The organism is Nocardia tenerifensis NBRC 101015, from assembly GCF_000308715.1.
In the GTDB taxonomy this organism is placed as follows: domain Bacteria; phylum Actinomycetota; class Actinomycetes; order Mycobacteriales; family Mycobacteriaceae; genus Nocardia; species Nocardia tenerifensis.
Map to the genome: position 1 here is coordinate 1 of NZ_BAGH01000543.1, position 9,170 is coordinate 9,170.

General features: G+C 68.1%; 2 protein-coding genes and 1 pseudogene. All 3 read right to left on the bottom strand.

Going from position 1 to position 9,170, the window contains the following annotated elements:
* Positions 1–265: 265 nt before the first annotated feature.
* Complete coding sequence (locus ON39_RS35830; RefSeq protein ID WP_040740800.1) at positions 266–5,554, bottom strand: PLL family lectin; 5,289 nt, start codon at positions 5,552–5,554, stop codon at positions 266–268.
* Positions 5,555–5,565: 11 nt separating this feature from the next.
* A complete protein-coding gene (locus ON39_RS35835) occupies positions 5,566–8,472 on the bottom strand; it encodes a hypothetical protein (RefSeq protein WP_040740801.1) in 2,907 nt (968 codons plus the stop codon).
* A 165-nt stretch (positions 8,473–8,637) separates the two neighbouring features.
* Positions 8,638–9,170: pseudogene (locus ON39_RS35840) on the bottom strand (ATPase); the annotation flags it as partial.

Sequence of the window (9,170 nt, forward strand, 5' to 3'; positions counted from 1 at the left end):
TCGCGCGATCCGGGCTGCGGTCACTCAACCCGGGCTGTAGTCATGCGGCGCGGGCTGTGGTCACGCGACCCGGGCTGCGGTTATGCGACCCGAACTGCGGTCGCGCGACCCCGGCCGTAGTCATGCGGCGCGGGCCGTGGTCGTACGACCCAGGCTGTGGTCGCGCGATTCAGGCTGTGGTCACGCGACCCGGGCTGTGGTCCTGCGGCGCGCGCCGTAGTCGTGCGACCCCGGGCTGTGGTCATGCGGTCCGGGCCGTTGTTTCTCATGACCACCAGGTGCGGACTAAGTTGCGGTCCTCGGTGCGGATCAAGAGTTCCAGTTGGCGTTGGACGCGGTGGACCAGGATGGGAGTGTGCGGGGGCGCTTTGGGTCCTTGGTCGCCGGGGACGACGGGGGTCCAGGAGGCCCAGCCGCCGGCTTTGGTCCATATCGCGGTGCGGACGATGCCGTCCGCCGCTACCGCTACGACGTCGAGGCGGTCCGGATAGGGTGTGGCGCAGGCTGTTCCGGCGCCGTCGGGGACGGGGGCGCCGCCGGGCAGGTCCAGCGGTGTCCACCGGGGTGGGTTGTTTCCGTCGAACGTTCCGTCCCAGATGCGGCCGTCGGATGCCGTGGCGAGCACGCGGGTTCCGCCGGTGGTGGCGGCCAGGGTGAAGGTGCGCAACGATTGTCCGTCGGTGACCTTTGTCCACGGGGTGATCTGCGGGAAGGTCGTCGAGCGGATGATCGTCTTGGCCCACAGTGCCCCGTCGGTGTCGAGCACGAGGAGCCGGTCGTCGTCCAGCACGATGTCGCCGTCGCGGCGCAGCGTGAAACCCTCGACCGTGATCTTCAGCCAGCCGCCGGCCTCCCCGAGGTGGGAGAGGTCGAAGGAAGGTCCTGTGCGCCAATCGAGTTGGATGTACAGGTGCCCGTCGGCGCCCGGCGCCACCACCTCGACGCCGTCGAGCGAGGACGACGGTCCCGCGTAGAGCGTCCCCGGCGAAGCCAACGGCACCGCCGCGCCGAAGTACGACGGCTCCTCCCGGATCCACGGTCCCCAGGTCCCCGCCTTGTCGACCACGGAGCTGAAGAACAGCTTGCCCTCGTCGAGCACCGCCGCGACGAGATGGCCGGGGAACCGGCTGACCCCGCGCACCGAGCAGGTCGGCGTAAACCTCGTCCCGCCTTGCTGATTCGGGATCTCGGCGAAGTGCGGCGGCGCGGTGAGGCACGAGTCGAGGCGCCGGTGCCGCAGGGGCTGGTCGGGCGCCGCGAGGAACAGGTCGCAGTGGTCGTAGTAGTACTTGTCGAACGGCGGGCGGACCGCCTGCGTCAGACTCCCCTGGAACACGCTGTCCGGCACCGGCTCCCACGGCCGCCACCGGCCGGTACGGATGGAGAACGGCAGCCGTCCGGTGTCGCGCACATCCTCGTCGAAGTCCGACGAGTCGAACGTCACCGTGCAGTCGCGCAGCGAGTGGTCGCCCATCAGGGCCTGCAGGGTGAAGCCCATGTTCCAGTCGGCCTCGTCGTCACCGTCACCGAACGCCCGGTGCCCCACGTCGATCGTCATGTCCGGCGCGGCGTCGACCGGCCCGGTGTCGAAGAAGATCCACTCCGTATCGTGCGAGGTGTCGTCGTCGACCGGCCCGACGGCGATGATCTGCTCCTTGGTGACCTCCGTGCACCCGATCCGGACGGTCGCCGTGCCGAGAGTCTTCTCGTCCATGTCCTCGTCCTTGGTGCGGACATGGATCACCAGGCCGAGCACCTTGTCCGCGTCGGTGGCCGAAACCTCTTCGGTCCGAACGGGTTTGCGGAAGTCGTGCAGATTGTGCAGCAGCCGCTTGCCTCGATACTCGAGCACGTACGAGCGCTGCCCCCACTCCACCCGCCCGCCGCGCACGAACGGGTTCTCAAAGCGCGGATACAGGTCGGTCGGCAACGGCGCGTTGCCGTAATGGAATTCGCCGCCGTCGCCGTATTTCAGGACCAGCGCCTGACTTCCGCCGTCCGGGGTCGGCATGTGATAGGTGCACTCCATGTCGCCGGTGTCGTCCAGATGCACCCGCGCGCTGCTGACCCGCTGCTTGAACCGCTCGAAGTCGCCGAACTCCGCCTTGTTGCCGACCTGGACGATCCAGATGTTCTTGCCGTCGTGATGCCAGTCGCGGTCGGCGAAGTAGTCGCGCGGCAGCGGTTCGCCCCAGATCCGTTCCTGTTCCCGCAGTCTCCGCTTCAGGTCGATGCCCTTGTCGATGTCCTTCTCGTCCGCGAGCTGCTCGCGCAGCGCCTCGATCGGCTCCTTGCCCACCGCCTCGACCGCCTTGTTGTAGACGTCGACCTCGTCCTCCTGCCTGCTCAGCCAGGTCGGATGCTGGTTGGAGAACACGCCGATGTAGGACTCCCGCCGGTCCGCGGCGGCGACGCCCGGCTCCGCGTGCACATACTTGCCGAACACCCAGAAACCCTTGGGACCGTAGTGGAATACGTCGAAGGCCTCGAACAGCGAGTTGTTGGCGTCGTCGTAGGCCGAGCAGCGCAGCTCCTCCACCGCGTCGAAGCCGCTCTTCGGGAAGAACACGTGCGAGCCGCAGTCGGCGAGATCGTCCTGGATGCCGTGGAAGTCGTAGGCGATGATCGAGGCCGCGCCGTACTGGACCACCATGGGCAGCGCGAAATAGCCGGTCCACCAGTGCAATCCGTCGACGCCGTCGCTGCTGGCGGCGAACGGGTTGACGTGGCCCGCCTTCTCGTTGGCGATCACCGCGCCGACGCCGCCGAGGGCCGCCAGGGCCGGTTTGAATCCGCCGACGCCGAGCACCGTGTCGGCGACCGCCCCGGTGAAACCGCCGGCCAGCGCGCCGCCCAACCCCGCGACCACCGGCGAGACATCCAGGTTCACCAGCCCCGACGTGGTGAACACATTGAGCGTGCCGTTCACCGTGGCCTGGTTGACGTTGGACTGGAAGTTCGTCTGGCCCGCCCGGAAGTTCTGCAGGCTGGACAGCATGATGTCGGGGTTGCGATAGGTCATGATGTTGGCGCGGGTGCGGGACGAGCCCTCCAGGAAGATGGAGAGGTCGTCGGCGATGTCCTCGGCGTCGGAGGTGTTGAACAGCGCGCCCAGCACGATGCCGGCGACGGCCCCGTACACACCGCCGACGAGTCCGCCGATCAGCCCGAAGAACCCGCCGCTCTTGACCTTCGGCAGCAGCGTGCCGACCAGGTTGGCGAGCTGCTTGAAGACGCCGCTCTGGTCCAGGCCGAACTTGTCGACGGCGGCGAGGGTGCCCTTGACCACCTGTTTGTTGAGGAATACCGAAGCGCCCCACCAGAAGACGGTGCTGTCGTCGTTGCGGTCGTACGAGCCGGGGTGCGCGGCCTCGATCTCCTCGAAGTTCTCCCGGACGAAGCGCGAGTACTTCTCCAACTTGGGCGCGTAACCCTCGCGGTAGGAGTCGATCTCGTCGAGCCGCTGGGAGAACCAGAGTCCGTACCGGTGCGCCTCGTCGAAGGTGATCGAGACCCGGGACCGATCGATGAACCCGGTCTCCGGCGGGTGCGCCGCGATCTCGAGCAGAACCTCTGGGATTTCGTAGGTCGAGGACGCCAGTGCTGCACCGATTTCGGAGTCGCCGTCGGTGAACAGGCCGCGCGTGCCGAAGAGGATCTCCACCGCGTCGCCCGCCGCGTTGTCCCAGCCGCTGGCCTTGGAACTGAGCTGGCTGCGCCCGCCGGGCGCGCCCATCGCCCCCTTGTGCGTGAACCGCGCGATGTCGAACAGCAGCAGATCGGCCGCGATCTTGGCCTTCTCGCGGACCTCCTCGTCGAGGGCGAAGTCGACGAGGTTCAGCACCGACCACAGGTGCTCGCGGTAGTACCCCGAGGAGTTGAACTCGGTCCAGCCGAACAGGATTCGGTGATTGAGCCACCGCAGGACGCGGGCCTTGCCGCGCTCGCGGCGTTGCTTGCCGGTCAGCACCCCCTCCTTGTTGCCGCCGAGAAGCGAACCGGCGGGCTGGAATTCGTCGGCCTCCCACAGCTGCCCGGCCAGGTACTCCGAGGACGCGAACATGATGTAGTGGTTCTCCGACCAGTACTCCATCTCGTTCTCGGTGTCGTAGCCCAGGTCGCCGCGCACCTTCTGGAAGGCGGCGTTCTGCACCGCGTGCAGCGGCTCGTCGAGCCAGAACTTGTAGTGGTGGATGGCTTTCCGCAGCACCTCCTGCGCGATGGGCGAGAAGGTGACGGCCGCGCTGTTCGGCACGGCCCGGCTCTCCGCCAGGACGATGCGCAGCTTCTCCTGCGCCGCCCGCAGCCGGGCGAGCACCTCGGTGTCGCCCGCGATGCCGTCGTCGGCCGCGCGATGGGCGAAGAACTCGTCGAAGGTCTCCGTGTCGAGGTCCGGTCGTCGCCGCCAGGGCGGCTTGTCGCCGCCGGCCAGCTTCGCCGGGAGGGTACCGAAGAGGTACACCATCCGAATCAGGTGGCACAGCCCCATATCGGAGTTCTCCTTGTTGGCGAACACCTCCTTCACCGGGTTGTCCACCACGCGCAACCAGTACTTGACCATCTCGGAGTGCGGATACTTCTCGACATCGTCGACCTGCCGACCGGCCGTGCCGATCCGGATGCCGAACCGATAGGCGGGCCGCGGCACCCGCTTGTCGTCCAAAACCTCTACCGTGGACAGGAATTGCGCCTGCACCCTGCCCGCGGCGTCGCCGGTGGTCGTCAGCCGCAGCGCCTCGTTGATCGCGCCCCGATAGTCGCGCTTGCCGGAGTCGTTGTCCGCGAACGGGAATCGCTGGTCGACCGCGCCGCCCACCACGATCCGCAGCTCGGCCTCGAAGTCGGCGAGGAACTTCTCCAGATCCTCGAGCCACCGCACCGAGGGCTGCAGCGGCGCGAACTCCGGTGTGCCCGCAGGCGCTTTGGGCGCGCGGTGGGCAGGGTGATACAGCTCCGGGATCAACCACGGCTTGGCCTCGGCGACGAACGCGCGGCTGATGGCCTGACCCGTGTTGTCCGTGGCCGAGCGATCCCCGTCGTAGGGCGCCTCGCCCTTCAGCGGGTCGAACAGCTGTCCCGGCACCCAGTTCTTCGGTATCGGCACCGTGGTCGCGCGCTTGCGGCGGTACAGGTACAGCGGCGACTTCTCCAGCGCCGACCCGAACCGTTCCTGCTCGAAGTCCTTGGCCAGCACCGCGTTTCGATCGCGCAGCAGCTGCGGATCGCGGAACTCCAGCCAGTCGCCCAGCCGCCCGATGTACGCGCCCCCGAAAGCCTGCCTGCGCGTGTGCTCGTCGGCGTCCCACACCGGCTGGTGACTGTCCAGGTACACCCTGGGGCGCTCGCCCCGCGGCCCGCGACCGGGACCGGGCAGGCCGACGGGCACCAGGGACGACGTGCTGAACAGCTCGAGCAACTGGAGCTCGTCCAGGTCCTTCGTCTCGCGCGCGATATTGCGGAAGGTCTGGAGGTTGAACCCGCGCAGCTGGGTCTCGAAGAACCAGTCGCGCCGCTTCGCCGCTTCGGCCCGCAGGTCGATGTGCTCGTCAGCCATGCCCGGCCCGCCTACTCGCCGTCGCCCGCGGTCAGCGCGGCGGGAGTCCAGCTCGGCAGCTGAGCGTCGTCGCGCAGCATGACCAGCGTCGTGGGCAGCCGCACCTCCCACTCGTCGACGACGACCTCCTGCGCCTCGGTCGCGTTGCGCGCCTTGATCTCCGCGATGATCGACACGTAGCGGTCGCTGAACATGTCCGGGATCTCCTCGCCCATCCACACGTCGCCGGTCTCGTGGAAGTGGGCGAGGGCGGCCTCGAAGCCGGGGCGCACCGGAATGACCACCCGTGCGGCGCCCGCCTTCAGGAACGCCTCGAACTGCGCGTCGACGTCCTGGATCAGCACCAGCTCACCCCAGAGCTTCTCCCGGCCCCAGAAGTACGGGTAGAACAGGTACATCAGGTGTTCCCACTCGAAGGCCCGCTCGAAGAACGCCACCACCGCGCCCCACTGCTTGATGTAGCGCGGATCGCCGGGGAACTGCTGCGGATTCTGCGGGGCCGGGTAGCCGACCTGGTCGAAGTGCTCGCTCATGAGCAGGTGGATGAACGCCTTCTTCAGCTCCTCGCGCTCGGTCGTCGAGTCGTGCGAGAACGCCGTGGCCAGGCTCAGCTGGGTGCGTACCGCCGTCTGGTAGCGGCCGAGCTGGTCCAGGAACTCGGTGCGCTGCCGCTGATAGCCCGCGACGATCTTGGCGTGGGTGTCGAGCTGCCACTTGGCCATCGCCGCGTCCGTGCGCCGGCAGACGATCCCGACCGCGTAGTTGAACTGCAGCGTCTTCGCGAAAGTGCGCAGGGTGACCGGGATCTCGCCCGTCTCGCCCCGCAGCGTGAACGACTGGTTCAGCGGGCCGTTCTTGATGAACCGCAGGAAGGTCGACTCGCCGATGAAGAACTCGAACTCGCGCTCTTCGGGGTCGTCGGGGGTGACGAAGTTGCGATTCGTGCGCTGCACGTAGCCGCCGATCGCCGCGTAGCCGTCCGGGATCGGGATCTTCACCGCGTTGAAGTGCTGCCCGTACAGCGGACTGCTGCTGGAGATGCCGTAGTTGCCCTCCAGCGCCTTGCCCGCGTCGCCCTTCTCGACGTTGGCGAAGGTCCGCACGAGCTCCTCGGGCGGCGGGGTCACCGCGCCCGTAACCCCGTACAGGGCAGCCCAATACATGTAGTTCGTGGCGTCGAGCTCCGCGGGCGTGACGGTCGGCTCCTGCGGCCGGGTGAGCTGAAAGTTCTCCTTCTGCGCGCCCGCCTTCAGCGACTCGATCAGGAACGACGCGGGCTCGGGCACGACCACGTCGTAGAGCAGCCGCTTGCCGTAGTTGACCACCCGGGTCTTGTACTTCTTGTCGACCCACTGGTAGATGCCGCGAATCGCCCTGAGCCCGTTGGCATTGTCGAGCTGGTGCACCGTCTCCTCGGTGTACACCTTCTTTTCCCGTTGCGTCCGTTCCTGTTTCACCGACTGGGTGAGCTTGTTGACGGCGCGGTCGGTGACGCTGCGGGCGTAGTTGGTCTTGCTGTTCTCGACCAGCCTGCCGTAGTTGCTCGTCGAGGTCTGGTCCTGGGTGGCCGAACTCTGCTCCCCGGCCTCCTTCGACGCCTCACTGGCGAGCTCGTTGCGCTCGGCGGTCTGGGTGTCGCGCTCGGCGCTCTGGGTGGACTCGGTCGACTCCGTGACGATCAGCTCCGAGGTCTCCTCGCGCTTGGTGGTTTTCTTCAGCAGCTCGCCGGGCAGCACGTTCTCGATGTGCGAGATGTCTGCGGGGACATAGCCGATCAGCTCCTGGCGGACCACCTGCAGGTCGCCGACGCCGACGGGGCGGGTGATCGCGTGGCTGAAATCCGGTACGGGCGGGTCGGTCTCGGGCGTCTCGTCGGTGTTCGGCGGCACGGCGAACAGGTTGTTGCCCAGCCGATACACCTGCGCGGGGCGCGGCAGGCGGCTCGGCTCGACCTCGCGGGCGAGCGCGGACCGGCGCCGCTTCAGCACGCCGAGGATGTCCGGCACGGAAGCCGTTGCGACGTCGGACAATTCGGCCGCGAGGTGGTCGCGCACGACCGGATCCATCGCGGCCAGCGCCGCCGATGTCAACCCGATCACGCTCGGCACGGCGGTGGAGCGCTCGCGCTCCTCGGTCAGCGCGTGGCTCTGCTCCTGCTCGTCGGCCGCCGAGTTCGCCTGCGCGTCAGTGTGAATCGCGAGCTGGTTCGGGCGCGCGGTCATCACGAGGTCGTAGGCCCGCTGGAAGGCGGCCTGCTCCGTCGACAGTTCCGCGAGACGCGCCGCGCCCGCGTCGGGCTCGGACTTCTTCGCCCGCACCTGCGGATCGCCGCCGGGGCGCGGGAAGAACTCCTCCGGGATGCGCACCGGACGGTCCAGCAGGGTGTGGATGCGGTCGATGGTGAGCGGATCGGCGCGCCCGGCCACGAAGTCGGCGACGAACGCGATCACCTGCCGCATCACGGTGATCGACGGCGCGTCCACCCGGTCGAATCGGGTGGTGATTTTCACGGCGACCAATATGTCGCCGGAGCCGACGAGCTCATCCTTGAATTGCTGCGACGCGACGAGGTCGGCGGGCTCCTGCCCGAATACATCTTTGATCGCCTTGCTCACCTTGCCGGACAGCGACGGCGGCGGGGTCGTCGTGCGCGCCTGCGCCGCCGACAGCGCGAGCAATTTCGCGCGCAGGTCGGTGTATTTCGCGAGGCGGGCCAGTCCCCCGTCGGCGAGCGTGGCCGCGCCGCTGCCGGTCACCCCGTCGATGTACTTCTCCGCCTCGGCCCTGACCAGCGCGTAGGGGCCCGACATCAGCTCACGCAGGCGGCGCTGGAACGCCGATTGTGTCGTCAGATCGATCGAATTCCCGCTGTCGGACACCACGAACGCCTGCTGAATGAAGCGAAACAGTTCTACCATCGGATCTCCCTCTATTTCGGCTACCGAAATTCCCCCGAGTACCGTCGCCCGGCCGGGGAACGCAGCACTCACCCCGAGCAACTCGCCAATATTCAGCCGAGGGAGGCGGCAGAGGAAGATATCGGTCAGCTCAGCGGACCTGTCCGCGAAGGCGACCTATGGAATTCAGGCGGGCTGACCCATTTCACTGGGAAACTCGGGGCGGCCGTCGCCGGCGGGCAGGGTGGGATAGGCGGCGCGCAGGCGCTGATGCGCCTCGGGGGTCGCGCCTAGATGGTCGAGGCCGAGCAGGGCGGCGCCGAGAACCGGTGGGGCGATGACGATTCGGGGCTCGGCCAGCGGCGCCGCGGCGGCCAAGCGGTTCTTCACATTGTCGATTAGCAGCGGCTGGCGGGCGGCGAGGACGCCGCCGCCGAGGACCACCGGGGTCGGCTCGTCGAGCAGGTCCAGCTTGCGCAGCACCACGAAGGCCAGCCGGGTGATCTCGTCGGCCTGCCGGTCGATCAGGCGCAGCGCGGTCGCGTCGCCGGCCTCGGCGGTGGTGAACAGGACCCGGACCAGTTCGTGTAGTCGATGCTCGGCGAGGTACCCGAGGTGGATGGCCTCGGCCACCGCGTTCGCCCCGGCCAGCCCGAAGTACTCGCCGATGGCCGCCGACAGCGCGGTCGGCTCGCCGCGGCCGTCCTCGGCGCGCGCGG

Bases quoted from the DNA above. Each gene is read 5' to 3' on its own strand.
- ON39_RS35830 (WP_040740800.1), bottom strand. From the start codon at position 5,554: ATGGCTGACGAGCACATCGACCTGCGGGCCGAAGCGGCGAAGCGGCGC.
- ON39_RS35835 (WP_040740801.1), bottom strand. From the start codon at position 8,472: ATGGTAGAACTGTTTCGCTTCATTCAGCAGGCGTTCGTGGTGTCCGAC.